This window comes from Shinella sp. GW835-FHT14H05 (genome assembly GCF_058793575.1).
Genome location: NZ_JBXAFY010000006.1, coordinates 318,898 through 342,424 on the forward strand (window position 1 = coordinate 318,898; position 23,527 = coordinate 342,424).

20 protein-coding genes are annotated in these 23,527 nt (G+C 64.8%); 13 read left to right on the plus strand and 7 right to left on the minus strand.

The features are described 5' to 3' along the window. Window positions 1–42 precede the first annotated feature (42 nt). Window positions 43–1,017 (plus strand): CatB-related O-acetyltransferase, encoded by a 975-nt coding sequence (locus AC1Q6Z_RS20150; protein WP_492649015.1) that lies wholly within the window; start codon window positions 43–45, stop codon window positions 1,015–1,017. A gap of 18 nt (window positions 1,018–1,035) precedes the next feature. Here the strand turns inward: AC1Q6Z_RS20150 and AC1Q6Z_RS20155 are convergent, their stop codons facing one another. Further along, the gene (locus AC1Q6Z_RS20155) at window positions 1,036–1,227 is read right to left on the minus strand and encodes a hypothetical protein (RefSeq protein WP_256118969.1); all 192 of its coding nucleotides are present in this window, start codon (window positions 1,225–1,227) and stop codon (window positions 1,036–1,038) included. Then, a complete protein-coding gene (locus AC1Q6Z_RS20160; protein WP_256118970.1) occupies window positions 1,224–1,391 on the minus strand; it encodes a hypothetical protein in 168 nt (55 codons plus the stop codon). The genes AC1Q6Z_RS20155 and AC1Q6Z_RS20160 overlap by 4 nt, the downstream gene beginning before the upstream one ends. A 300-nt stretch (window positions 1,392–1,691) precedes the next feature. Between AC1Q6Z_RS20160 and AC1Q6Z_RS20165 the strand changes: the two genes are divergently transcribed. The 3 genes from AC1Q6Z_RS20165 to AC1Q6Z_RS20175 all read left to right on the plus strand — a co-directional run bounded on the left by AC1Q6Z_RS20165 (window position 1,692) and on the right by AC1Q6Z_RS20175 (window position 4,375). Continuing rightward, window positions 1,692–2,759, plus strand: coding sequence for an MraY family glycosyltransferase (locus AC1Q6Z_RS20165; protein ID WP_492649016.1), 1,068 nt, complete (start codon window positions 1,692–1,694; stop codon window positions 2,757–2,759). Between the two features lie 16 nt (window positions 2,760–2,775). Beyond that, window positions 2,776–3,609 carry a glycosyltransferase family 2 protein gene (locus AC1Q6Z_RS20170; RefSeq protein ID WP_492649017.1) on the plus strand — a complete coding sequence of 278 codons (834 nt, stop codon included), beginning with the start codon at window positions 2,776–2,778 and terminating at the stop codon, window positions 3,607–3,609. 181 nt (window positions 3,610–3,790) lie between these two features. Beyond that, window positions 3,791–4,375 (plus strand): putative colanic acid biosynthesis acetyltransferase, encoded by a 585-nt coding sequence (locus tag AC1Q6Z_RS20175; protein ID WP_492649018.1) that lies wholly within the window; start codon window positions 3,791–3,793, stop codon window positions 4,373–4,375. A gap of 3 nt (window positions 4,376–4,378) precedes the next feature. Here the strand turns inward: AC1Q6Z_RS20175 and AC1Q6Z_RS20180 are convergent, their stop codons facing one another. The 3 genes from AC1Q6Z_RS20180 to AC1Q6Z_RS20190 are packed head-to-tail and all read right to left on the minus strand — an operon-like array spanning window position 4,379 to window position 8,063. Further along, complete coding sequence (locus tag AC1Q6Z_RS20180) at window positions 4,379–5,566, minus strand: glycosyltransferase (RefSeq protein ID WP_492649019.1); 1,188 nt, start codon at window positions 5,564–5,566, stop codon at window positions 4,379–4,381. After that, window positions 5,563–6,804 carry a glycosyltransferase family 4 protein gene (locus tag AC1Q6Z_RS20185; RefSeq protein ID WP_492649020.1) on the minus strand — a complete coding sequence of 414 codons (1,242 nt, stop codon included), beginning with the start codon at window positions 6,802–6,804 and terminating at the stop codon, window positions 5,563–5,565. The genes AC1Q6Z_RS20180 and AC1Q6Z_RS20185 overlap by 4 nt, the downstream gene beginning before the upstream one ends. After that, the gene (locus tag AC1Q6Z_RS20190) at window positions 6,801–8,063 is read right to left on the minus strand and encodes a glycosyltransferase family 4 protein (protein WP_492649021.1); all 1,263 of its coding nucleotides are present in this window, start codon (window positions 8,061–8,063) and stop codon (window positions 6,801–6,803) included. The genes AC1Q6Z_RS20185 and AC1Q6Z_RS20190 overlap by 4 nt, the downstream gene beginning before the upstream one ends. 292 nt (window positions 8,064–8,355) lie before the next feature. On the opposite strand from AC1Q6Z_RS20190, the gene gmd reads away from it, so the two are divergent. Both gmd and AC1Q6Z_RS20200 read left to right on the plus strand, forming a co-directional pair. Continuing rightward, the gene (gene gmd / locus AC1Q6Z_RS20195; protein ID WP_492649022.1) at window positions 8,356–9,426 is read left to right on the plus strand and encodes a GDP-mannose 4,6-dehydratase; all 1,071 of its coding nucleotides are present in this window, start codon (window positions 8,356–8,358) and stop codon (window positions 9,424–9,426) included. Beyond that, the gene (locus tag AC1Q6Z_RS20200; RefSeq protein WP_305112021.1) at window positions 9,410–10,399 is read left to right on the plus strand and encodes a GDP-L-fucose synthase family protein; all 990 of its coding nucleotides are present in this window, start codon (window positions 9,410–9,412) and stop codon (window positions 10,397–10,399) included. Before gmd ends, AC1Q6Z_RS20200 begins: the two co-directional genes overlap by 17 nt. Window positions 10,400–10,402: 3 nt before the next feature. Here the strand turns inward: AC1Q6Z_RS20200 and AC1Q6Z_RS20205 are convergent, their stop codons facing one another. Beyond that, complete coding sequence (locus AC1Q6Z_RS20205; protein ID WP_492649023.1) at window positions 10,403–14,689, minus strand: chemotaxis protein CheB; 4,287 nt, start codon at window positions 14,687–14,689, stop codon at window positions 10,403–10,405. A gap of 536 nt (window positions 14,690–15,225) precedes the next feature. Here AC1Q6Z_RS20205 and AC1Q6Z_RS20210 point away from each other — a divergent pair. The 4 genes from AC1Q6Z_RS20210 to AC1Q6Z_RS20225 all read left to right on the plus strand — a co-directional run bounded on the left by AC1Q6Z_RS20210 (window position 15,226) and on the right by AC1Q6Z_RS20225 (window position 19,954). Continuing rightward, window positions 15,226–15,783, plus strand: coding sequence for a response regulator transcription factor (locus AC1Q6Z_RS20210; protein ID WP_256118979.1), 558 nt, complete (start codon window positions 15,226–15,228; stop codon window positions 15,781–15,783). A gap of 244 nt (window positions 15,784–16,027) precedes the next feature. Continuing rightward, window positions 16,028–17,398, plus strand: coding sequence for a glutamate-1-semialdehyde 2,1-aminomutase (locus AC1Q6Z_RS20215; protein WP_492649024.1), 1,371 nt, complete (start codon window positions 16,028–16,030; stop codon window positions 17,396–17,398). Window positions 17,399–17,530: 132 nt separating this feature from the next. Beyond that, window positions 17,531–18,601 carry an NAD-dependent epimerase/dehydratase family protein gene (locus AC1Q6Z_RS20220; RefSeq protein WP_492649025.1) on the plus strand — a complete coding sequence of 357 codons (1,071 nt, stop codon included), beginning with the start codon at window positions 17,531–17,533 and terminating at the stop codon, window positions 18,599–18,601. Window positions 18,602–18,610: 9 nt separating this feature from the next. Then, complete coding sequence (locus AC1Q6Z_RS20225) at window positions 18,611–19,954, plus strand: DUF4910 domain-containing protein (RefSeq protein WP_492649026.1); 1,344 nt, start codon at window positions 18,611–18,613, stop codon at window positions 19,952–19,954. Between the two features lies 1 nt (window position 19,955). Here AC1Q6Z_RS20225 and rfbC read toward each other — a convergent pair whose 3' ends face one another. Next, window positions 19,956–20,489, minus strand: coding sequence for a dTDP-4-dehydrorhamnose 3,5-epimerase (rfbC, locus tag AC1Q6Z_RS20230; RefSeq protein WP_492649027.1), 534 nt, complete (start codon window positions 20,487–20,489; stop codon window positions 19,956–19,958). A gap of 260 nt (window positions 20,490–20,749) precedes the next feature. Between rfbC and AC1Q6Z_RS20235 the strand changes: the two genes are divergently transcribed. From AC1Q6Z_RS20235 to AC1Q6Z_RS20245, 3 genes are read left to right on the plus strand one after another with little or no spacing between them, the layout of a single operon-like run. Beyond that, window positions 20,750–22,045 carry a methyltransferase domain-containing protein gene (locus tag AC1Q6Z_RS20235; RefSeq protein ID WP_492649028.1) on the plus strand — a complete coding sequence of 432 codons (1,296 nt, stop codon included), beginning with the start codon at window positions 20,750–20,752 and terminating at the stop codon, window positions 22,043–22,045. Further along, on the plus strand, window positions 22,042–22,854 hold the full coding sequence (locus AC1Q6Z_RS20240) for a glucose-1-phosphate cytidylyltransferase (RefSeq protein WP_256118985.1): 813 nt from the start codon (window positions 22,042–22,044) through the stop codon (window positions 22,852–22,854). The genes AC1Q6Z_RS20235 and AC1Q6Z_RS20240 overlap by 4 nt, the downstream gene beginning before the upstream one ends. Next, on the plus strand, window positions 22,851–23,504 hold the full coding sequence (locus AC1Q6Z_RS20245; protein ID WP_435265306.1) for a PIG-L deacetylase family protein: 654 nt from the start codon (window positions 22,851–22,853) through the stop codon (window positions 23,502–23,504). The genes AC1Q6Z_RS20240 and AC1Q6Z_RS20245 overlap by 4 nt, the downstream gene beginning before the upstream one ends. The last annotated feature ends 23 nt before the right edge of the window (window positions 23,505–23,527 follow it).

The following is a 23,527-nucleotide window of genomic DNA, read 5'->3' on the forward strand; positions in this document are numbered from 1 at the left end:
TCTAAGGTGCGGGGTGGGTTCACGTCCCAGCGAGGATCGAGAATGATGGACATGCACGGCCTGAACGCTGCTGCTTATCGCGATGACAATGCAGGAGAGGGACGGCGTCCGCTCGAAAGCTTCGGCATTGCCAACATTCATGTTCACCGCGCGAAAATCTGGCACAAGGGCCACCTTCTTGTTGAAAGCCCGGTCTGGCTTGCCGGTGATATCTCCTCGCGAGGAATGATCGGCGCCTATACCTTCCTGCGGGACAATGTCCGGATTTCCGGGCAAACGGCGCATATCGGGCGATACTGTTCGATCGCCCCCGGCGCGGTGATCGGCGACAGCAACCACCCGACCGACTGGCTCTCGACGCATTCCTTCCAGTGGGGGGACGGCCAATGGATTCCGTCCGAGGCGATGCGGCAGTTCACCAGCCCGCCCAAGCAAGTGCCGCAGCGCACGATTGTCGGCAGCGACGTCTGGATCGGCGCCAACGCGATCATCCTGCCCGGCGTGACCGTGGGCGATGGCGCCATCATTGCGGCTGGCTCCGTCGTCTCGCGCGATGTTCCTCCCTATGCGATCGTCGGCGGCATCCCCGCGCGCATCATCCGGCACCGTTTCGACGAAGAGACGATCGCCCGCCTGATGCGCGTGCGGTGGTGGCGGTTCCGGCTCGACGACCTGTTCGACATCCCGTTCAACGATATCCAGCTGGCGCTCGCCGAGCTGGAAAAGCGGCTGGCCGCTGGTGCGTTGCGTGAACTGGAGCCGAAACTCTACGCGGTGGCGAAAAAAGAGATCACGGAACTGGACGATCCGAAGGCGCTGCGATTGTTCCGCAAGCGTCTCCATGGCGCCGAAACCAAGACCAAGACGCCTGCCGTCGTCACACCGAATGCGGAGCCGCAAGGGGAGCCGGTTGGCGCCATGTCACCGTTTGCTCGCCTCAAGCCGTTCCTGCCGTGGATTACGGCGTTCATCGCCGGCATTGTGGGAAGTGCAGCCTGGGAGATCGCTTTCGGCTGACGGCCTCGGACGATGCCGTCACGAAGGCCGCCATGCCTCGTCGTCTCCGCGCGCCATGATCAGCGTCGCGATGGCAAGCCGTTCCTCGACGGCGTCGCGCTCGGCGATCATCGTGCGCAGGGCTTCCAGGGCATTGCCGTTGTGAAAGGCGAGGATTTCGAGCGCTTCCTCGCGAAAAACCTGCTTTTGCCGTCGATCCGCGCGCATCATTGAAGCCGGAGCTCCAGCTGGCGCTTGCTCTTCAGCACGTAAAGGGGCTTGGCGACCGCCTCCAGCTTGCGCTGGAACTCGGCCCGGTGGGCCTGCTGTTTTTCGCGCAGCGCCCGGCAGGCGGCGACTTCGGCAAGGGCACGTTCGACGGCATCGGTTTGCATCGGCACCTCCATTTGTTCTCTTTATGTTCCATTTTCGGTGACGGATGTCAAGCCGCGAATCGAGGCGCCAAAACAAGGCGGTGCCGTGCGAAACCTGTCCAAAGGGAGGAGAAGGGCGCGGAAAGGGAGTAGGCGTGTGTACCCCTGCGGGTGGATTCCTGCGCTTCGATGAGGGTCCCTTGACCTTTTGCTCAAATGTCGGCCCCGCATTTCTATCGCTATGCTTGCATCATCGTCCATGCAACCTGATCGCTCCAGGTCAGGGCATCGCGGCGATTGCAGGGGCGTCATATGATTTTCTTGCTGCTCGAAAGCTCGGCGTCTCTTGCGTTGAGCGCCTTTTTCGTCGTCCTGTTGCGTTCATTGTCAGTTCCCCTTCACCTCATGGATCTGCCGGATCACCGGAAGATCCATGAGGGTGCCATCCCGCTGTGCGGCGGCATCGCGATCTTCCTGGCGTTCGCCGGCATCAGCCTGCTCGCTTCAGGCCCGATGGCTTGCGGGCCGGGCTTCTGGGCGGCGACGCTGCTGATCGTCGGGCTCGGCGTCGCGGACGATCGGTTCGCGCTGCCCGCCCGCTTCCGCTTCGGGGCGCAGGTGCTGATCGCGATCACGCTGATCTCCGCGGAAGGGCTGGGGCAGGTATCGTTCGGCGACCTGCTGGAACTGGGGATCGTCTTCGGCCCCATCGGCCTTCTCGTGCTCTCCGTCGCCTTCATCGTCGGGCTGATCAACGCCTGGAACATGCTGGACGGCGTCGACGGGCTCGCCGGCGGCAGCGCCGTTGCCGCGCTGGTGTGGATCCTCCTCCTGTCGCTGCACGCGGGCGCCGAGGGGCTGGTCGTTCCGGTCGCCCTCCTGCTTGCGGCGATCGGCGGCTTTCTCATCTTCAACCTGCGCAGCCCCTGGCGCGCCCGCGCCTCGGTCTATCTGGGCGACGCCGGCAGCACGGCGCTGGGGGGCATCATCGCCTACCTCATCCTGTGCCTGTCGAACGGCGCGGAGGGGCTCGCCTTCCAGAGCCTGCTCTGGCTGGTGATCATTCCGGTGGTCGATACGCTGAGCCTGATGGTGCGCCGCATGCTCGATCACCGCAGCCCCATGTCGGCGGATCGCCGGCACCTGCATCACCTGCTGATCGATACCGGGTTTTCGCCCGCGGCCACCAGCTATGTCATTGTCCTGGTGTCGTTCCTGTGCGGAGGCGTCGGCTATCTCGGCCTGGTGTTCAATCTTCCGGGGCCTGTAATGGTGATCGGCCTCGTCTTCGTCGCGATCGCCCATACCGCATTCGTGCTCGCCGCCGAGTCCGCCACGCGCCGGCGGGTCCATCGCGCCGCCCGTCCCTCAATTAAGCTGCAGATGTAACGGGGGAGGGCGGCCGATGTCGATTTCCGTACTGATCATGACGTTGAACGAGGAGAGGAACCTCCCCGCCTGCCTGGCCTCGCTGGACTGGTGCGACGACATCGTCGTGCTCGATTCCTACAGCACCGACAGGACGGTGGAGATCGCGAAGGCGGCGGGCGCCCGGGTCTACCAGCGGGTGCACGATACCGAATCGCACCAGCGCACCTACGGGCTGAAGGAAATCACCTACAAATATCCCTGGGTCTACACGCCCGACGCCGACGAGGTGACGCCGCCGGACCTGCGCGACGAGATGCTGGCGATCGCCCGCGATCCGGTGCGCCCCGAAAGCTCGTTCCGCATCCGCTACAAGAACATGTTCATGGGGCGCTGGATCAAGCACAGCAGCCTCTACCCCACCTGGATCACCCGCCTCGTGCGACCGGACCGCGTGCGTTACGAGCGCGACGCCCATTCCCGCTGCCTGCCCGAGGGGCCGGAGGGGCGGCTCAACGCGCATTTCATCCACTACAGTTTCAACAAGGGCCTCAACGCCTGGTACGACAAGCACAACCGCTATTCCTCCTCCGAGGCGCGCGAGACGGTGATCAGCCTGCGCGAGAAACGCGTGCCCTGGCGCGACCTTATGAGCGGGGTGCCGGAGGTACGGCGCCGCGCCATGAAGGAACTGTCGATGCGCCTGCCATTCCGCCCGGCCGCGCGTTTCCTCTACATGTATATCCTGCGCGGCGGGTTCAGGGACGGCTGGGAAGGCTACCACTACTGCCGCCTGCTCGCCGCCTATGAATATATGATCGTCATCAAGACGGAGGAGCTGCGGCGGCGGGAGGAAGGTCTGCCCGTCTGACCAAGTTCGTCCGTACGGGGTTGTGGGCAGTACCCCTTGCCTGCGACCGCCGCCGGGAGCGGGAGATGCGAGGCCCCCGCCTCCTGGCGGTTGCTCGTCCGGTGATGCCGACCGTCGTGTCCAGCGGACTCGGCGTTGAAACCCATTGCGTTCCGCCGATGACAGGGAGGCCCGTCCGTCCATGAAATCCCGTTATGACGATCCGGCCTTCGACACGCTGGGCCTTGCCGCACCGCTGCTCGGCGGGCCGACCTTCGCGCTGCGCTTCCGGCTGATGCGGCTTGCCTGGCTCATCGCCTGGCGGTGCCTTGCGGCGTGGACGCCGTCGCCCTTCCATCCCTGGCGCAACCTTTTGCTGCGCCTCTTCGGCGCCAAGCTCGACCCGACGGCAATCGTGCATGGCAGCACGGTCATCTGGTGGCCCGGCAACCTCTCCATGGGGCCGAATGCCTCGATGGGGCCGGGCGTGATCTGTTACAATGTCGCGCCCGTGACGCTGGAGGCGCTGGCGATCGTGTCGCAGCGCGCGCATCTGTGTACCGGCACGCACGATATCCAGCAGCCGGCCTTTCCGCTGGTGGCGCGGCCGATCGTGCTGCGCCGCAATGCGTGGATCGCTGCGGAGGCCTTCGTCGGTCCGGGCATGGAGGTGGGCGAGGGGGCGGTTCTCGGTGCGCGTGGCGTCGCGGTCCGGGCGCTGGAGCCGTGGACGGTTTATGCCGGCAATCCGGCGCGTGCCGTCGCCAGCCGCCGGCAGGTCGGCTAGCCGTCAGGTGGTGGGAAGCCCGACATTCTCGGTTGCCGGCGCATAGGCCTCGTAGAGGCCGATCGTCAGTTGGGCGATGCGCGGCCAGGTGTAGTTCTCGAAGACCAACCGGCGGCCGTTCTGCCCCATGGCGCGGGCCGCGGGCGCATTCGACAGCGTTTCGACCAGGGCGCTAGCGACATCCGTTGCATCGAGCGCCACGACCGCGCCGGCGCCGGCAACGGCCACTTCCGGAAAATGGCAGGCACGAGTGATAACGACCGGCGTTCCGCAGGCGAGCGCCTCGGTGATCGCCACGCTAAAACCCTCCTGCCGGCTGGGCAGGCAGAAGCAGGCGGCGGAAACGAAGGCCTGCAGCTTCGTCTCGCCATAGAGCGGGCCGACCATGAAGACCCGTCTTTCGAGCCCGAAGCGGCGCACGAGATCGCGGAAATCGTCCTCCGCGCCGCCATCCGGCCCCGCCACGACGAGATCGACATCCGGACATTCCTGCGCAACCCGCTGGAAGGCGTCGGCCAGAAGGTCGAGGCCCTTCTTGTAGTGCAGGCGGGAGAGGAACAGTACGAAGCGCCGCTCTGCCGGCAGGCCGATCAGCGTGGGAAAGGTCTTGGCGGAGGGGAGGTGTTCGAATTCCTCGATGAAGACGCCATTCGGAATGATCTCGGCCGGTGCCTTCAGGCCGAGCGGTCGCATCAGCTCCGCCTCGTCGCGGTTGAGGGCGTGAATGAAAGCCGCGTGGTCGAGCATCCGGCGGCATCCGAGCGCCAGCGCCAGGCGTTTCTTCCAGGGCTTTTGCGCAAGGCTCCAGGTGTCGAGCATGCCGGCCGGGCACACGCAATAGGGCACGCCGTTGCGGGCGGCGATGGCGGCGGCGAAGACGAGTATCGGCTCCCAGACGCCGTGCAGATGGACCTGGTGGGCATCAGCCAGGATGCGCGCGAGAAGCGGCCGCGCCTTGCGGCAGAGCACCTCTTCCAGCCTTCCCGGCGGCACGGCGTGCCAGACGATGTGCTGGAAGCCGGGAATGGCCTCGCCGAGCCGCGCCACATGGCCGAGCGTCTGCGTATCCGCCTGGCTCACCACATGCACCGCATGGCCGAGGTTGGCCTGGGCGGCGGCGAGCCGCATCACGACCGCCTGCGGGCCTCCCTTGTCCGGATCCATGGTGGTGATGACATGGACGATTTTCATGGCTCGTCGCCATGGGGGCCGTGCAGCCGGGACAGCACGTCGAGAAGGCGCGCGCCGTATTTGTCGACGGTATGGCTTGCCGCCGTGCGGCGCGCATTGGCCGACATGGTCGCGCGGACGTCCTCGTTGTCGGCGAGGTAGCGCACGGCATCGACGATCGCCTGCGGGTCGCGCTCCGGCACGATCAGGCCCTCGACGCCATGCCGCACGACGCTTCCCGTGCTGTAGGTGGTGATAACCGGGAGGCCGGAGGCTAGCGCCTCGTAGATGACGGTGGCCGACCCCTCGCAAAGCGAGGGCAGCAGGAAGACATCCGCCCAGCGATATTCCCCGGCGATCTCGGCGCGCGGCACGATGCCCCTGAGCTCGATCGACCGGCTCATCCGCCGGCGGACCGGCTCGGGCAGCCGGTGGGGGCCGGCCATGCGCATGCGCACGGCGGTGCCGAGGCGTTCGGCGGCCTGCAGGACATAGGGCGAGCCCTTGCGCAGACCGACCTCGCCGATCGTCAGGACATGCAGCGGGCCGGGCGCGCGGGGCGTCGGGTCGGAGCGGTCCTTCGCATCGACGCCGTAGGGCACGACGACGCAGCGTTCCGCCGGCCCGCCCTCGGCGATGACATGGTCGCGCACGAAATCGGACGGGCAGACGATGCAGTCCGCCAGCGCCCATTCGGCGCGTTCGCGCGCCGCGAAGGTTTCGGCATGGGGATTCTTCGCCGGCGGGCCAGCCCAGTCGGGAAAACGCCCCATCTCTTCGGCGAGGATGGCCTCCAGCACGGCGCGGGGCGCGACCATCTGCTCGACGGCGACCCAGAGGCCCTGCTTCTTGGCGGCGCGCATCTGTTCCAGCGCGTCGCCACTATAGGCATAGAGGCCGGCGGCGTTGTGAAAGCCCCGGGCTGCGACGAGCGTCGAGAAGCGGCTGCCGGCCCAGACGGCGTGCGACATTTCCCCGGCCTGGTCCTCCATGCGCAGGCGCCGGATGGCGGAGCGCACGCCGAAGAGCGGAAAATCCGTGATGAGTTCCGGCGGAACGCCATTCGGCACCCGCCCGACCAGCCGCCGTACCGGCCGCGGCAGCATCGATTGGGGCAACCGGTGGAGGAGGGCGGGCCAACTCTTGGTGCCGCAGATATCGGTGAAGAAATGGCCGAGCCGGCCTTCCTTCGCCAGGATGCGGGCGACGGCATAGTGCATGCGGGCGCCGAGCTGGCTGACGACGACGGTGTCGGTCATGACGTCTCCTGCTCCAGCAGGACGGCGCGGGCGGGCACGGGCGCGGCTTCGGCCAGGTCCCGCAGCAGCCCGCGCCAGGTGGCGAGCGCGCGGTCATAGGCGTAGTCGGCTTCGAGCACCGCCCTCGCGGTCTCGCCCATCGCGACGACCCTTTCCGGCGATGCCGCCAGGTCGGCGATCGTGCGGGCGAGCCTTTCGGCCTCGCCGATCGCGATGTTCACCCCGCAGCCTTCGGCATCGATGACGGCCGCGACGCTGCCTTTCGGATCACCGATGAAAAGCGTCGGCCTGCCGGCGGCGAGGATGCCGTAGAACTTGCTCGGGATGATGCAATGTTCGAGGCGCGGCAGCAGGGAGACGACGTGCAGATCCGGCACGCCGAGGCTTTCGGCAAGTTGTTCGGCCGGTTGCAACGGCTTGAAGGTGACATTGGCGAGGTCGCGTTCGCGCACGGCACCCTGGACGGAGGCGAGCTTGTGGCCGCCGCCGACCATCAGGAAGCGGATATCCTGCCGGTCCTGCAAAAGGGTCGCCGCCTCGATCAGCGTGGCGAATTCATGGGCGCGGCCAAAATTGCCGGAATAGCCGACGACGAATTTCCGGGTGTAGTCCCAGGCGGCGCGAAGGGGGTTTTCGTCACGGGGCACAGGGCGGATCTCGGCGGCATCGGACCAATGGTGCAACACACGCATCCGGTCGGCCGGGGCGCCGCGCGCGAGCAGATAATCCGCCATCCGCTCCGTCGGGCAGATCGTGAGGCGCGCGCGGGCGACCGACCGGTCACGCAGCCAGGCGGCGAGCCGCCCGAGCACGGGCGCCCTGCTGAAGAGGCCGAGTTCGATGGCGGTTTCGGGAAAGAGGTCCATGACCCAGTTGACCATCTCGCCCCCGCGCAGTCGGATGGGCAGCGCGCAGCCGAGCGAGATCAGCGGCGGATCGGTGCAGACCACCACCACGTCGCCGCGCCTCACATTGCGGATGAGCCAGCCGAAGGCCGCGAGGTGGAAGGAGAGGTAGTCGATGGCGCGGCCGGGCAGGGTGCCGCGGCCGAAGCGCGAGGTGGAGAGCCTGACGACATCCACGCCGGAGCAGGTTTCCCGCCCGGCGAGGGGAACGTCGGCCTGGTCATGCCGGGTGCGGCTCGCGACGACCGCGACCTCGCCGCCCTGCCGCGCCAGGCCGAAAGCGAGCGCCGATACCATGCGGCTCGTCGCCGACTGGTCGGGATGGAAATATCGATTGACGAAGATCGTCCGCATGAGCCCCCCGGGATCACAATTCCTGCGGGTTACGATCCTGCCAATACGCGGACGGGCGGCAAGTTCTCCAAAGGCGCTAGGGGGTATTTTGCCCCCGCACCCGGCCTACGCCTTCCGACGAGGGTGGCTAGACCTTCGTCGGGCGGAGGTGCGGCCTCGTCCGATCCGGAGAAAGCGAGACGATCCCCGTCCCCCGAACGGCCACCTTGCCGCGCGCACCGCGTCATCGCTAACTCACGAGACGACGGGCAGCGAAGAATTGTGCCCGCATGCCCCTCCTGCGAGAGCGACAATGCCTGAAAAAACAGCCTTGATCATCGGCGTGACGGGCCAGGACGGCTCCTACTTGACCGAGCTTCTGCTTTCCAAGGGATATCGGGTGCACGGCCTCAAGCGCCGCTCGTCCTCCTTCAATACGGCCCGCATCGATCACCTTTATGTCGATCCGCGATCGCCGGGGGTGCGCTTCCACCTGCATTTCGGCGACCTGACCGATGCGACGAACCTTTGCCGGGTGATCCAGGAGGTCCAGCCGGACGAGATCTACAATCTCGGCGCCCAGAGCCATGTGCAGGTGAGTTTCGAGACGCCGGAATATACCGCCAATACCGACGCGCTCGGCACGCTGCGGCTTCTGGAGGCCATGCGGCTTCTGAAGGTCGGCGAACAATGCCGCTTCTACCAGGCATCGACCTCGGAACTCTTCGGCGGCATCAAGGAAACGCCGCAACGGGAGGGAACGCCGTTTCATCCGCGCAGCCCCTATGCCGCCGCGAAACTCTACGCCTACTGGATGACGGTCAACTACCGCGAGGCCTATGGCTTTCACGCCTCGAACGGCATCCTCTTCAACCATGAAAGCCCGCGCAGGGGCGAAACCTTCGTCACCCGCAAGATCACGCGGGCGGTCGCTGCGATCGAATGGGGGCTGCAGGACAAGCTCTATCTCGGGAATCTCGATGCGAAGCGCGACTGGGGGCATGCACGCGACTATGTGGAGGGCATGTGGCGGATCGTGCAGCAGGACGTGCCGGACGACTATGTGCTGGCCACGGGAGAGGCCCACACGGTGCGGGAATTCGTCGAGTGCGCCTTCGACGTCGTCGGCAAATCAATCGAATGGGACGGCACGGGCGTCGATGAAATCGGCTACGAGCGCAAGAGCGGCAAGCCGCTCATCCAGATCGACCCCCGATATTTCCGCCCCGCGGAGGTCGATATCCTGCTTGGCGATGCGAGCAAGGCGCGCGAGCGGCTCGGCTGGCGCCAGACGGTGACCTTCGGCGAGCTCGTCTCGGAGATGGTCGAATCGGACCTGCGGGTGATCACCAAGGAGGAGGGGCGAAATGATCTCCACGGCTGAAGACGACACGGTATCCTACGACCTGCGTGGCAAGCGGGTCTGGGTGGCCGGGCATTCCGGGATGGTCGGTTCGGCGCTGATGCGCCGGCTGAAACGGGAGCGCTGCGACATCCAGACGGTGACGCGCGAGGACCTCGACCTGACGCGCCAGTCCGACACGGAAGCCTGGATGCGCAAGGCGCGGCCGGAGGCGATTTTCATCGCTGCCGCAAGGGTCGGCGGCATCGGCGCGAATGCACGCTACCCGGCGGAGTTTCTCGCCGAAAACGCCCTCATCCTCCTCAACATCATCAAGACCGCCTCCGAACTCGGCGTCGAAAAGCTGCTTTGCCTTGGATCGAGCTGCATCTACCCCAAACATGCCGAGCAACCGATCACCGAGGACGCCTTGCTGACGGGCAGCCTGGAGCCGACCAACGAGGCCTATGCCATCGCCAAGATCGCCGGCATAAAGCTCGCCAGCGCCTATGCCGAGCAGCATGGCTGTCGCTTCATTTCGGTGATGCCGACGAACCTCTACGGCCAGAACGACAATTTCGATCTCGACCATTCGCATGTCATCCCGGCGCTGATCCGCAAGATGCACGATGCGCGGGTCAGTCATCGCGACAGCGTCGTCGTCTGGGGCACGGGCACGCCGAAGCGGGAATTCCTGCATGTCGACGACCTCGCCGACGCCTGCGTGTTCCTGATGAAGGGATATGAAAGTCCCAAGCTGATCAATATCGGCTCGGGCGAGGAGATCAGCATCGGCGAACTCGCCTTCCTGATCGCGGATGTCATCGATTTTCGCGGCCGCATCGTCTTCGATGCCTTCAAGCCGGATGGCGCACCCCGCAAGCTCCTGGACAGTTCCCGCCTTCACCGACTCGGCTGGTCGCACAAGATCGCGCTTCGCGCCGGCATCGAGGAACTCTATCACCGCTGGCGGACATCGGGCCGCAACAGCCTGGTCAAGCAGCATCATCCGTAGGGCTCAGCCTGCGCCGCCGCCTTCCGCCGCGGCCATCAGGCGGGCCAGCGCCGGCAGCGAGCCGGCGCCCATGCGCTTCATGATCGCGGCGCGGTGCGCCTCGACGGTGCGCTGGCTGAGATCCAGATCCTGGGCGATCACCTTGCTGGACTGACCGGCCAGCACCCGTTCGAGAATTTCCCGCTGCCGGCCGGTCAGCGCCGCCAGGCGGTCCTTCGCCAGCCGCTGCCAGACGCCGCGCTTGCCGACGTCGCGATTGCGCTCCAGCGCCGCGGCCACGGAAGCCAGCAGGTCGGACGGGCCGATGGGCTTTTCGATGAAATCGGAAGCGCCGGCCTTCATGGCCTGCACGGCCGTGGCGACGTCGCCGGCGCCGGTGATCATGATGATCGGCAATGTGACACCCTTGCCGCGCAGGGTCTCCAGCACTTTCAGGCCGCTCATGCCCGGCAGGTTGACGTCCATCAGCACGCAGCCGGGTTCCTTGTCGTCGAAGGCGGTGAGAAAGGCCTCGCCGCTCGCGAAGGTCCGCACAGGCCGTTGATGGGCTTCGAACGTCTCGCGCAGCACCTCGCGCATCATGCGGTCATCGTCGACGATGAAGATCTCCGGTCCGTCGGACAGGGACAGCGGCGGCGCGTCGGGCCGGTCGTCATCGAGGCCCGCATTCGAGCGCAGCAACAGCTGGATCGCCTTCAGGAGGTCGTCGAGGCTCACCGGCTTCGGCATATGCAGGCAGTCTTCGGCCGAGAGAAGGCGCAATGTCTCCGCCGAAATATCGCCGGTCAGCACGATCGCGGGAACATCGTCGCCGAGGATGGAGCGAAGGTGTTTTGTCACCTCGATGCCGTTCTTGTCGTGCGGCAGGTTGTTGTCGGCCAGGATGAGAGTCGGCACCACCGCACCGCTCGCCACAAGCTCGATCGCGGTCTCGCCGTTCTCCGCCACATGGACGAGATGCTGTTCGTCGCGCAACGCAATCTCGATGAGGCTGCGGACCTTCGGGTCGTCCTCCACGACAAGGACGGTGCCGCGCACCGGGGGCGGCGGCGGGCTTTCGCTGATGAAGGCGGGCTTGTCCCTGTGCGGGTCTTCACGGCCGAGCGCCACATGGATCGAGAAGACCGAGCCCTTGCCGGGCACCGAGCGGACCTGGACCTTGTGGCCGAGCAGCAGGCTGAGGCGCCGCACGATCGACAGGCCGAGCCCGAGGCCGAGCTCATCCTCGGTCGTTTCGTTATAGGCCTGGTGGTACTCGTCGAAAATCGACTGGAGTTCGTGGGAGGGAATGCCGACGCCGCTATCCCAGACCTCGATGGCGAGCGCATCGCCATGGCGCCGGCACCCGAGCAGGATCCTGCCCTTCTTGGTGTATTTGACGGCATTGGCCAGAAGGTTGCGCACGATCTGCTCCAGCAGGCGCGGATCGGTCCGGATCGGGAGCGTGCAGGGAACGAAGTGGAGCGACAGGTCCTTCTCGATCGCGCTGTAGCTGAATTCCTCATGCAGCCGTTCGAGCACGTCGTTGACGCTGCATGTCACGATGCGCGGATAGACGGTGCCGGCCTCGATCTGGTTGATGTCGAGCAGGGCATTGAGCATGGCCGACATCGAGCCAAGCGTATCGCGAAAACTCCGCACCAGCCGCTGCGCCTTTTCGCCCTCGACCGATTTTTCCAAGAGGCCTTGGAGCAGCACCAGGGATTGCAGGGGCTGGCGCAGGTCGTGGCTTGCCGTGGCGAGGAAGCGGGATTTTGCCGCATTGGCCCGCTCGGCCGTGTGTTTCGCCCGGTCGAGTGCGTCGGTGGCGTGGTGCTGGGTGGTGATGTCGGCGAAGGTGATGACCACGCCTTCCGTGTCGCCCTCCTGGGTCCGGTAGGGCATGATGCGGCGCAGATACCAGGTGCCGCTGGTGGTTCTCACCTCGCGCTCCTTGCCGGTGCTGCCCTTCAGCACGGCGGCGGCGTCGCTGAGCAGCGTCGAATCCGGCACGCGGGAATTGAGGTCGCCGAGCGGCCGGCCGATATCGCCGACGAGCACGTTGAAGATCGCGCGCGTCGCCGGCGTGAAGTAGCGGATGCGCAATTCCAGATCGAGGAAGATCGTCGCGACGTCGGTGCTGTAGAGCACGTTTTCCAGGTCGTTCGCCGTGGCGCGCTGCCGCTCCAGCGCTTCCTGGAGCTGGATGTTGAGCGCGGTGAGCTCCTCGTTCAGCGACTGGAGCTCCTCCTTCGAGGTGAGAAGCTCCTCGTTTGCGGATTGGTATTCCTCGTTGAGCGAAAGCGTCTCCGCATTGATCGCCTTCTGCTCCTCCGCGGCGTTTTCCAGGTCGCGGATCGCCGCCTGGAGTTCGGTCCGGGTGGCGGCCAGTTCGCGCTCCAGCGCGCGCGAGCGGGGATCGTCCGGCAGGTCCGCGGTGTCAGTGGCCGGCGCTTCCCGCGCCACGTCGAAGAAGCTGACGAGAAACAGGTCCTCGCCGTCGCTGGCGACAGGCTGCACGACGATATCGTAGCGAGACAGGGTATCGTCCGCATCGTGGTAGAGGCCGGCGGCGACGGTGCGCACCTTTTCCTGCAAGGCGCGGTGCAGCGCCGAGCGCAGTTTCGTGTGAATGCTGCGCGGGGTGATCGTGAAGAGATCCTGGGTCGGGTAGCCGGGCGCGATGCGCAGGTAGCGCTGCACCGGGCCGAGCGAATAGAGATATTCGTATTTCCGGTTGATCAGGACCGTGGCGGGCGCATAGGCGTCGAGGATCGTGCGGCGGCTGAGGTCGGCAAGCGCCGCCTGACGGTTCGGGAACTGGGCCTGGCCCTGCTGCGCGCGCGCCCGCACGGTGTCGAAGGCGTTGATGGCGAAGCCGTAGCGGCCGCGCTGTCCCTGGCGCCGGAATATCTTTGCGGCCTTGTCGACGATGTCGAAGCGGCTCGCCCCGCTGCCGACCGTCTCCGTGCTGCCGAGCAGCAGGATGCCGTTTTCGTTGAGCGCGAAATGGCAGAGCGCGATGACCTTGGCCTGCGCTTCCGGCCCGAGATAGATGAGGAGATTGCGGCAGGAGATGAGGTCGATATTGGAGAAGGGCGGGTCGGTCAGGATGTTCTGCACCGCGAAGATCACCGACGCGCGCAGCTCCGGACCCACGCGGTAGCCGTATTCCTCCGCGATGAAGAACCGCTCCAGGCGTTCCTGCGAGACGTCGGCCTCGATCATCTTCGGATAGTTGCCCTCGCGGGCGAAGGCTATGGCCTCCTCGTCGGCATCGGAGGCGAAAACCTGCAATTTGATGTCGGACTTCGCGTCCGCGATGCATTCCTGCACGAGCATCGCCAGCGAATAGGCTTCCTCGCCGGTGCTGCATCCGGCAACCCACAGCCGCAGCGTCAGCTCGGGCGGGTGATGCCGGAGGAGCTGGGGCACGATGGTCGAGCGCAGGCGTTCGAAGATCTCGGGATCGCGGAAGAAGCTCGTGACATTGATGAGGATGTCGGTGGCGAGTTGGGAGAGTTCGAAGGGATTTTCTTCGAGGATGCCGAGATAACGCGCCCGGTCGGAGGAAGGAATGCCGGCCATGGCCATGCGCCGCTCCAGCCGCCGGTGGAGCGTGCCCTGCTTGTAGAGCGAAAAGTCCTTGCCGGTCGACTGGCGCAGGAGGGTGAGGATCGCCTCCATGGTCGCCTGCTTAGAGACGTGTTCCTTGTCCTGCGCGATTGCCGGGGAGGGCGCGCCATGCAGGGCCTGGCCGATGGCCGAGAGCGGCATGACCTGGTCGGCCATGCCGGAATCGATCACGCTGTTCGGCATGCCCTCGTAGCTGGCCTCGTCCGGATCCTGCACGTAGACCCGGCCACCCGCCTCGCGGATGAACCGCACGCCGAGACTGCCGTCCGTCCCGGTGCCGGAAAGCACCACCGCGGTCGCGCGTGGCCCGTATTCCGTCGCCAGCGAATGCAGCAGGAAATCGTAGGGCATGCGCATGCCGTTGCGCTCCGACGGCGTGCTCAGCCGGATCGTGCCGGCATTGACGGCGATATAGCGGCCGGGCGGAATGATGAAGAGATGGTCCGGCTCCAGCCGCTGGCCGTCCGCGGCCTCGATCACCGTCATCGGGGTATGGCCGGAGAGCAGGCCCACCAGCATGCTTTCGCGCGCCGGGTCGAGATGCTGGACGAGGATGTAGGCGTTGCCGCCGCCCGAGGGCATGGCGTCGAGGAGGCTCCGGCAGGCGTCCAGCCCTCCGGCCGATGCGCCGATCGCGACGACGCCCGCGACGGATCTCGCGCCAACGTCATCCAATCCCGACGGAGTGCGTGAGGAGGGTCGACTCGAACTCATGAATGCGATCTCAGGGACACTGCAGACATAGGGAGCGTTCGGTACAACTATAGAGAACTGTGATCAGTATATACGCACGTTAAGCGATTGTATAGCCCCTTTTCTACGTATTTTCCGAATCTGTTCTCAGCTATTTTTTTGATATAATTTAAACCTAACAGAATGCAGCGCCTACCGAAAATGAATATTGTTTTGCGTAGCGTCTTCGGATGTTGCGGCATCTGGAAGTTGTTTTACTTGGTCGGCGCTTAACTGGCAGGGGACAGTTCTCTTTAGGTAAATTGTAGAGTCCGGAGAATTTTGCTGTGGCCGAAATCGCGGGAATAAGCGGATGGAGCTACCGGAAGCCTTCGAATGGCGCAGTCCGGTCGGCAGCTTACAAGTCAGCCAACGCGGCGAAGAGTGCGTTCGGAAGTACGCGGGTCCTCGATATCATAGATGAGCGCGCCCTCGACCGGGAATGCCTATCACAAAGCCTTGTATCGCACGGTCTCGATATGACGATCGTGCTTTTCAACTCCATCGAGACTTGGATGGCGAAATATGCCGAAGCATCGAGCGGCGTGCTGATCAATGTCGGCAGCCACGATGTCACCGAGCCGCGCATCGAGGAGGAGATCCGAACGCTGCTCACGCGCTTCCCCGACCTGCCGGTCATCATCCTTTCCGACAGCCATGACCTGCGGCAGGTGCTGACCGCGCTCGAACTCGGCGTCAGGGGCTTCATTCCCTCGGCCGTCGGCATCGCCGTCTGCGTGAAGGCGATCTCGCTGGCACTTTCGGGCGGCATCTTCATCTCCACGGAAAGCCTGCCGGAACTGCGCCGGCTGATGTCCGTCGCCGACCAGCAGGAGCGCAAGCGCGCCGAGATCTTCACCTACCGGGAAGAAGATGTCATCGCAATGCTCAAGCTCGGCAAGGCCAACAAGATCATCGCCTATGAACTCGACCTGCAGGAAAGCACGGTCAAGGTTCACATCCGCAACATCATGAAGAAGCTGAAGGTGCGCAACCGAACGGAAGTGATCTTCAAGCTGAACGAACTGTTCGACTGAGCCCCAGGACCAATCGACCTTCAGCCCATGCCGGCCTGTAAACGGCGATTTTCCGCGCTTCCGGTGCTCACGTACCGAAAGTACGCTGCGCTCCGGATCACGGAAACTCACCATTTTCGGCATGGCCTGAACTGAATCTCGATTGATCCTACGCCTTTCGGTCAGGTCGCTTTCCCCCAAGAGTGCGGATGCACCCGGCGCTGAAGCGCCGATAGTGCATTGAAGGACCGAACGGGAGAGTTCCATGGACGGCTTCATTCAGGACTTCGCAAATTCCGACAGGCTCCGCCGGCGTGCCCATTGGGTCATCCCCGGCGGCGCCCACACCTATGCAAAGGGGGACGACCAGTACCCGGTGCTGTCCCCCGGTTTCATCGTCGAAGGCCATGGCTGCCATGTCTTCGACGTCGATGGAAACGCCTATATCGAATACGGCATGGGCAACCGCGCGGTCGGCCTCGGCCATGCCTATGCTCCCGTCCTCGATGCCGTGGCAAATCAACTGGAGCTCGGCTGCAATTTCACCCGGCCGGCGCGTATCGAGGTCGAGTGCGCCTCGGCCTTCCTCCAGATGGTGCCCGGCGCGGACATGGTGAAATTCTGCAAGGACGGGTCGGATGCGACCTCGGCGGCGGTTCGCCTGGCGCGGGCGGCGACAGGCCGGGACTATATTGCGCGCTGCCAGGACCATCCGTTCTTTTCCACCGACGACTGGTTCATCGGCACGACGGAGATGAATGCGGGCATCCCCGAGGCCGTGCGCAACCTGACGCTCGGCTTTCGCTACAACGATCTCGACGACGCGCGCGACCTGTTCGCCCGCCATCCGGGCAAGATCGCCGCCTTCATCCTGGAGGCCTCGCGTGGCGACGATCCCGCGGAGGGTTACCTCCATGACCTTCAGGAACTCTGCCACCAGAACGGCGCGCTGTTCATTCTCGACGAGATGATCACTGGCTTCCGTTGGGCGAGGGGTGGCGCGCAGGAATATTACGGTCTGCGGCCGGACCTTTCCTGCTTCGGCAAAGCGCTCGGCAACGGTTTCGCCATCTCCGCACTTGCCGGCCGGCGCGAGCTCATGGAGCTTGGCGGCATCGAGCAGGCGGAGCGGCCGCGCGTCTTCCTGCTGTCGACCACCCATGGCGCCGAGACCCACGCCATGGCGGCGGCGATCGCGACGATGCATGTCTATGCGCAGGAGCCGGTCATCTCGCGCCTGCGCCGACAGGGGTTGCGGCTGAAGGCCGGCATCGAGCAGGCGATCGTACATCACGGCCTCCAGCGCTTCGTCTCCGTCGCGGGGCATCCCGCCTGCCTGACCTATGCCACGCGGGGGCGGGAGGGCACGCCCTCGCAGGCCTTCCGGACGCTGTTGCTGCAGGAGACTATCCGCCGCGGCGTGCTCGCGCCGTCGTTGGTGGTGAGCTACGCCCATGGCGACGACGAGATAGACCAGACCATCGCCGCCTTCGACGGTGCGCTTGGCGTCTATCACCTGGCCCTCGAACACGGCATCGAGAACTATCTCGTCGGGCGCCCGTCCGACGTCGTCTTCCGCCGCTACAACAGCGTGCCGAACGTCGAGGAACCGGTGGCGGCGGCCCGGACCGCCTGACCCTGTCCAAAAGAAGTAGGCTTTGTAACCCAGTGCCTCCTTCCGGTGCGCAGCGCCGTCTTTGTCATCAATCGTGCTCCGCTGCGCACCGTTTTAGCATCCCTCTACAATCACTTATGGGGAGATCCGGATATGAAGGTGCTTGTCACGGGACACCAGGGCTATATCGGCGCCGTCATGGTGCCGATCCTCCTGCAGGCGGGGCACGACGTGCACGGCTACGACAGCCGGCTCTACCGCCGCTGCTCCTATACGCCCGGCGGCCCGATGACCGAGGTTCCTTCCGTCCTGAAAGACGTGCGCGAAATCACGGCCAAAGACCTCGAAGGTTTCGACGCGGTCGTGCATCTCGCGGCGCTGTCGAACGATCCGCTGAGCAACCTCGATCCGGACGTTACCTACGATATCAACCACAAGGGCAGCGTGCGGGTCGCGCGCGCGGCGCGGGAGGCAGGCGTCAGCCGCTTTCTCTTCGCCTCCTCGTGCAGCAATTACGGCCTTGCCGGGGACGATCTCGTCAACGAGGACGCGCCGCTCAATCCGGTCTCGGCCTATGGCATTTCCAAGGTCCGGGCGGAGGGGGATATCGGCGCGCTTGCCGATCGCAACTTCTGCCCCGTCTTCCTCAGGCCGGCGACGGCCTACGGCCTGTCGCCCATGCTGCGCTTCGATATCGTGCTGAACAATCTCGTCGCCTGGGCGGTCACCAAGAGCCTCATCCTGCTGAAATCGGACGGCACGCCCTGGCGGCCGATCGTGCATGTCGAGGACATTTCCCGCGCCTTCCTGGCGGCGCTGGAGGCGCCGCGGGAGGTCGTCTTCAACCAGGCCTTCAATGTCGGCCAGACCGCGCACAACTACCGCATCCGCGACATCGCTGACGTGGTGGCCGAAACCGTGCCGGGCTGCCGGCTGGAATATGCCAGCGAGGCCGGCCCCGATCCGCGGTCCTACCGCGTCGATTTCGGCAAGATCGCGCGCGCACTCCCGGCTTTCCATCCGCAATGGGACGTGGTCGCCGGCGCCCGCCAGCTCTACGCCGCTTATGGCAGTGGCGGGCTGAGCATGGAGGAGTTCGAAGGCCCGCGCTACCAGCGCATCAGCCATATCCGCGACCTGCTGCGCAGCAACACGATCGACCCGGATCTGCGCTGGCTGCCGACGGTCGAAAGCCCGGCGGCGTTGCGACAGGCGCATGCCTGAGGCCGCGCGATGAACGAAGTTCCAAGGGTCGACGGCGGCATGGTGCGGGAGGGAACCGCCGATCTCGGCGGCGAGCTTCATGCCCTGGTCTCCCGGCTGTTCCCGATCTGCCGCAGCATCACCGGCCAAGGCGTTCGCGAGACGCTCGCGATCCTCTCGGAGCATATCGACATCGCCGTGAGGGAAGTACCCTCCGGCACGCCGGTCTTCGACTGGACGGTGCCGCAGGAATGGACCGTGCGAAACGCCCATATCAGCACGGCGAGCGGCAGGGTCGTGGTGGATTTCGCCCAATCCAACCTGCACCTCGTCAGCTACAGCGAGCCCGTCGCCCGCCGCATGCCGCTCTCCGAACTGCGGGCGCATCTCCACACGCTGCCGGACCAGCCCGACCTGATCCCCTACAGGACCAGCTATTACCGCCGGGACTGGGGCTTTTGCATGCGCCATCGCGACTATCTCGCGCTGGAGGAGGGCGACTACGATGTCTTCATCGACACCGCGCTTGCCGATGGTTCGCTCACCTATGGCGAGGTCTTCCTGCCGGGCACGACGGAGCGCGAGGTGCTGCTCACCGCCCATATCTGCCATCCCTCGCTCGCCAACGACAATTGCTCCGGCCTCGCCGTGCTGACCCTCCTCGCAAGAATGCTTGCCGGGCGGCGCAACCGCTACGGCTATCGCATCCTCTTCGCGCCGGGCACGATCGGCGCGCTCTGCTGGCTTGCCGGCAATGAAGACAGGCTTGCGCGCATCGACCATGGCCTGGTCGTCTCCTGCATCGGCGATGGTGGCGGGCCGGTCTACAAGCGCAGCCGCCGCGGCGACGCGACGATCGATCGGGTCATGGAAAGCGTGCGTTGCGCCGGACGAAAGGTGACGATGCTCGATTTCAGCCCCTACGGTTATGACGAACGGCAATTCTGCTCACCGGGCTTCAATCTGCCGGTCGGCCTTCTCCAGCGCAGCGCCTTCGGCACCTTCCCCGAATATCATACCGCCGCCGACAACCTGGATTTCGTACGGCCTGAGCACCTCGCATCCTCCTTCCGGATGATCACGGATATCATCGACATACTCGAAACCGACTGGGTACCGCTCAACCTCTCGCCGAAGGGTGAGCCGCAGCTCGGGCGACGGGGACTTTATTCGGCGACAGGAGGGCACAAGACGACCTCCGACATCACCATGGCCTATCTCTGGGTGCTGAATCTGGCGGATGGCGGCCATTGCCTGCTCGACATTGCCAGCCGCTCCGGCCTGCCGTTCGCGGATATCGCCTACGCCGCCGACCGACTGAAACAATGCGGATTGCTCGGCGAAGTGGAGGATTCCGTTAACCGTCAGACTTGATTCAGGACAATGCGAGGAGCGGCCAGGTCCTGTCCTTGTCCGAGATCACGGCCGGTTTTGCAGGCCAGTCGATCGAGAAGGCGGGATCGTCGTAGCGGGCGCCGGAGGCTGCGTCGGGCGCGTAGCGCGTCGAGATGAGGTAGCCGACCGCCGCGTCCTCCGTCAGCGACAGGAAGCCGTGGGCAAAGCCCTGGGGAATGTAGAACTGGCGCATGTTTTCCGCGCTCAGCTCCGCCGCCGTCCAGCGGCCGTAAGTGGGCGATTGCGGGCGCAGGTCCACCGCCACGTCCCAGATCGCGCCCGTAAGGCACGATACCAGCTTCACCTCCTGGTGCGGCTCCTTCTGGAAGTGCAGGCCGCGAAGCGTGTGTTTTTGCGTCGAGCGGGAGAGGCTGTGCTGGACGAAACGGGTTTCGAGCCCATGCTGCTCCATCTCGTCGGCGCAGAAGGTCCGGGCGAAAGAACCGCGCTCGTCGCGGACGGGAGAGGCTTCGATCAGCCAGACGCCATCAAGATCGGTCCTGGTGAAAAGCATGTGATTCTCCCCTTTTCCGGCGCCATCCTGCCCGATGCGGAGCGCCTGCCAAGTGGGGTTTCCGGGGTAGACCGGTACGTGCGGTTTAGGCTTGGTTAAGGTTCGCTTACACGCGTTTCAGAGTGCTACGCCTTTCGGTCAGGGTAGAATGTTCATATAGTAGTATCGAAGGGTTTTTAGGCTGCGCTTACTCTGCCAACACGTCGAGAAACGGTCCCCGAAGGGCTTGAGGACCGAAAATCCCTGTTGGAGGCGTTGCCATGAACTTGCAGGCCGGCCATTCGCTCTCGAATTCGCATAATTTGTCGCTTCGGCCGGCGTGCCGGCTGTGCGGCGCTACCCTGAAACACACCGTCGTCGACCTCGGCATGTCACCGCCATGCGAAAGTTTCCGGCAGGAAAGCGAACTTGGGCTGATGGAGGCCTATTATCCGCTGCATGCACGGGTCTGCGAGGCCTGCCTGCTCGTCCAGCTGGAAGAGTTCGTCAGCCCGGAAAGCATCTTCGAGGAGTATGCCTACTTCTCTTCCTACTCCACCAGCTGGGTGGCGCATGCGGAGCGCTATTGCGACGAAGTGATCAACCGCTTCGCCCTCGACAGGCACAGTTTCGTCGTGGAGCTCGCGAGCAATGACGGCTACCTCCTGCAGCATTTCGTGGCGCGCGACATTCCCGTGCTCGGCGTCGAGCCGGCGAGAAACGTCGCCGATGCCGCAATCGCCCGGGGCATCCCGACGCGGGTCGCCTTCTTCGGCAAGCGCCTTGCCGGCGAGATGGCCGCAGCCGGCCAGAAGGCCGACCTGATCGTCGCCAACAACGTGCTGGCGCAGGTGCCCGACATCAACGACTTCCTGGCGGGCATGAAGCGCATCCTGAAGCCGCAGGGCGTCGTGACGATCGAATTCCCGCATGTCGCGACGCTGATTGCTGAAAACCAGTTCGACCAGATCTATCACGAGCATTTCTCGTATTTCTCGCTGTTCACGGTGCAGATCGCCGCAAGGGTGCACGGCCTGGAGATCTTCGACGTCGAGGAACTGCCGACCCATGGCGGTTCGCTGCGGGTCTATCTTGGCCATGCCGGCCGCTGCGGGGTGATCAGCCCGAATGTCGCCGGCCTGCTAGGGCAGGAGCGTCGCGCCGGCCTGCACGACGTGGAGGCCTATACGTCCTTCTCCGTCCGGGCGCGGCAGGCCAAGCGCAACCTGCTCTACTACCTCATCAGCGTGAAGGAGCGCGGCGGCCGCATCTGCGGCTATGGCGCGCCGGGCAAGGGCAACACGCTGTTGAACTATTGCGGCATCGGCACGGATTTCCTGGATTTCACCGTCGACCGCAATCCCTACAAACACGGCCGCTACACGCCGGGCATGCACATACCCATCCTGCCCGTCGAGGCGATCGACACGCACCGGCCGGACTACATTCTCATCCTGCCTTGGAATCTGAAGGCCGAAATCATCGGCCAGATGCGCCATGTCGGCGAATGGGGCGCGAAGTTCATCGTGCCGATCCCCGAAGTCAGTGTGCTCGATCCGCTGGAGGTGCTGTCATGAAGGTGGTGCTTTTCTGCGGCGGCCGCGGCACGCGCATCCGGGACTATTCGGAAAGCATACCCAAGCCGATGATCCCGCTCGGCGCGCAGCCGATCCTGCGTCATGTCATGCAATATTACGCCTCCTACGGCCATGACGATTTCACCCTGTGCCTCGGCTACAAGTCGAACGTCATCAAGGACTTCTTCCTGAACTGCCGGCCGCAGACCTTTTCGGACTGTGTCGTCTCCGGCGAGGGCAGGGTGGAGCTCCTGGGCGATGCGCAGCAGCAATGGCGCATCGCGCTCATCGACACCGGCATCTGGCGCAATATCGGCGAACGCCTCTGGGCGGTGCGCGAGCAGGTGAAGGGCGAGCGCATGTTCCTCGCTAATTACAGCGACGGCCTCACCGACGTCGATCTCGACGACATGGTCGCCCGCTTCGAGGCAAGCGGCAAGATCGCCTGCTTCCTCGCCGTGCGCCCGCCGCTGACCTACCACATCGCCGATATCGACGAGACCGGCCGGGTGCGCGAGTTCCGCTCGTCCGAGACCTCGGAAATCTGGATCAACGGCGGCTACTTCCTGATGCGCCGCGAGATCTTCGACTATATGCGGGAAGGCGAGGAGCTGGTGCTCGAACCCTTCCTGCGGCTGATCGCGGACGACATGCTGATGGCCTACAAACACGAGGGCTTCTGGCGCTCGATGGATACGCTGCGCGACTGGCAGATGCTGGAGGAAATGGTCGAACGCGGCGAGATGCCGTGGGTCCGCCAGGTGCCCGGCGAGCGCGTCTCGAACCTTCGCGTGGCGGGCCGGTCATGAAAGCGCTGCCCATGGCGTCTGCCGGCCACCGGTTGCGCATCCTGTGCCTGGGCGCGCATGCCGACGACATCGAGATCGGCGCCGGCGGCACGATCCTCGGCCTGATCGCCGCGGGCGTGAAGCTGGAGGTCCACTGGTGCGTCATGAGTGCCACCACGGAGCGCGCGGCCGAGACGCGGCGCTCGGCGGCGGCCTTCCTCGAAGGTGCTGCCTCGGCCACGGTCGAGGTGTGCGGCTTCGAAGACAGCTACTTCCCGAGCCAGAGCCGCGAGATCAAGGCTTTCCTGCTGGATTTGCGCGAAAGAGTAGAGCCGGACGTCATTTTTACCCATAGCCGGCGCGATGCGCATCAAGATCATCGAGAGCTAAATAAGTTAACAATGAATATATTCAGGGACCACTTCGTCTTAGAATATGAGATCCCGAAATGGGACGGGGACATCACGGAACGCAATGCCTACGTACCCCTGTTGCCCGGCGTGATCGATCGAAAGATCGACCTGCTCATGGAGCACTTCGCCACGCAGAGGTCCAAGGATTGGTTCCACGAGGATGTCTTTCGGGGTTTGGCCCGCATGCGTGGAATGGAATGCCGTTCGCCTTCGCTTTTCGCGGAAGCCTTCACGGTGCGCAAGATGGCCCTCGCATAGAAGGCGACGCAGATCGCCGGGGT